The organism is Streptomyces sp. NPDC005574, assembly GCF_040605435.1.
Lineage (GTDB): Bacteria > Actinomycetota > Actinomycetes > Streptomycetales > Streptomycetaceae > Streptomyces.
On sequence record NZ_JBEXCW010000259.1, the window covers coordinates 1 to 2311 of the forward strand.

Sequence of the window (2311 nt, forward strand, 5' to 3'; positions counted from 1 at the left end):
TTGGACCGGTCCCGGCTGGTCTTCGCGGGCGTGATGACCGCTCGGGTTTCAAGCTTGTCCACCACCAAGCGGATGACCATGGCTGCGCTGGTGCGGTCGATCACGGTTTTTGTCTGGTGGGTCAGGCCGCGTGCGGCGATACGCCGCCACGCCCCGTGGTCGCGGTCGCCCTGCCAGCCGCAGCCATCACGGTTGGGACAGATGGCCCACTTCCAGCCCGCGACAGTGGGCCGGTCCGGGGCTTTGCGGTGTCGCAGCGGGGTCAGGCACTGGGGGCAGTGCTTGGAGGTGTTGCGGGCCGGGACGGTGACGACAGCGATGCCGGTCTCGGCGGCGAGGTGCCGCATACGGTCGGCGATCTGTCCGCGCACGGTCTGGGACATGCGCGTGTTGTGCGTGCGGCCCATGCCCTTGGCTTCCATCGACCGCAGGTCTTCCAGGTAGATGACGCTGGCCCCGACGGTGACGGCTTGATCGACGGCCCAGCGGGCGGCAGTCCAGGCGAGAGCATCGTTGAGGTTCGAGCGGCGGTCGGACACGTGCCGGATCTCATCACGCAGGACGGCATGCTTGCCGATCAGGGCCGGATCGGGTGCGTGACCGTCGGTGATCCGCTGGTACTGATCGGCTTTGGCGTGGAGGCGTTCGCTGTGTCGGCGGAGCCGGTGTTGCTTGGCCAGGACTCCGGCGGCCCGGAACTGGGCGCCAGCCCCGAGAACGGTGATTTGTCCGTCATCGTGGAGCCGGGCTGCTCCGGCGGACAGCAGGGTGTTCAGGCCCCAGTCCACGCCGAGCGCGACCATGTGTCCGGTGCGGGCGGTTTTGGGGACCGCGTGGGTGTAGGCGAGATCGGCGCGCACCCGGTCACCGGACACGCGGAGGGTGGGCAGGTGCAGGACCGCGCCGGCCGGAACAGTGGGCGGCAGCGAGATCGGGCAGGCCACCCACGTCCAGTCCGCGTAGGAACGCGGATCGGGCCGGGTCGGCAGTTGCAGTCGCAGCAGCGCCCGGCCTGGCTCGTCGGCGCGTTCGATGGCGGCCTGCTGCCCGTCGCAGGCGGACAGCAGTAGCATCCGCGCCACGCGGGGCTCGGGCTCCATCTCGAACACATCGGCCGGGAGCCGACCGTGCTTGCGGGCGAACGCGGCCACTTGACGGGTGCGGGACTTGATCACACTCGACGGCAGGAAACGGCCCCCGGGCGTGGCCTCGCGGACCTGATCCCACTCGGCGGGCGTGCGCTTGGCGGGATCTGCTGGCCACACGGCCAGTACCCCGGCGCTCAGATCGGCGCGCCATTTCGCCGATCGCAGGGAACGCCCGGCCTGTTCCTGAGCCATGCGCACGACCCGGTCGTTGACCTTGACGCCCTCGGGGGCGGTGACGGTCCAGCCCAGACGGCGCATAGCCATCCAAGCGTTCGACGGCAGCTTACGGCCGCCCGCGTCCTCACCGGACGCGAGAACATCAACGTCAGCCGTGTTCCAGTGCCCAGCCATCAGCACGCCGACCATGCCGGACACCAACTCGGCGGCCCAGCCGACACGCTCCGCCAGTACAGCGCCGGTCAGGAGTTCACCGGTCTTCTCATCCACGCCGGTGCGCAGAAGTCCGCGAGCGCACGCGGTGCGGGAGGTCTCGCCCTCAGTGAGCGGCAGCTTCCGGCTCACCGGTCACCATCCGGGCACTGGCCCGTCTCAGTGAGCAGTCGCTTACGGGCCTTGGCCGACCGCATCCCGTACAGACGACCGGCGAACGTGGTGACCAGGGAAACGAAGTCCTCCAGCAATTCGTCCCGGCCACCGGACTTCTTCGGGTGCAGGACCTCCAGATTGACGCCGTACACGGCGAACAGGCGCTTGAGCCAGCCCACCCCGAACCGTGCCAGCCGGTCCTCATGCGTCACACGCACCACCGTCACCGAACCGTCGGAGACCATCGCCAACACCCGGTTGATCCCGGGCCGGTTCTCCCGCAGGCCCGAGCCACGGTCCCTGACGACCTTCACGACCTCGCCCGAGGCGGTGGCCCGCAACTCCTCCTCCTGCGCGGCCAGCGAAGACTCCTGCCCGGACGAGCCGGACACGCGCACATACAAAACCTCCCGCCTCGGGCGGGAGGTTGCGGAGTCGCTGCCGCGCTTCATGTTGTCCACATCCACCGAGGAGAACCGGCGCTCACGACCGACCCACGAAAACGGAATCTTGCCGTCGATAGCCCACTGGCGAAGCGTCATCGGGTGGATACCCAGACGCTTGGCAGCCTTGGACATACGCAGCAACTCCATGCCTGCAAACATACATGCACAACA

Annotated in this window: 2 protein-coding genes; both read right to left on the reverse strand. The window is 68.6% G+C overall.

Annotation, left to right across the window (positions count from 1 at the left end; all coding sequences use genetic code 11):
- On the reverse strand, positions 1-1670 hold a 1670-nt coding region (locus tag ABZT03_RS43835; RefSeq protein WP_356049859.1), incomplete at its 3' end, for a zinc ribbon domain-containing protein.
- Positions 1667-2287, reverse strand: coding sequence for an IS607 family transposase (locus tag ABZT03_RS43840; RefSeq protein WP_356049861.1), 621 nt, complete (start codon positions 2285-2287; stop codon positions 1667-1669). The genes ABZT03_RS43835 and ABZT03_RS43840, both read right to left, overlap by 4 nt.
- Between the last annotated feature and the right edge of the window lie 24 nt (positions 2288-2311).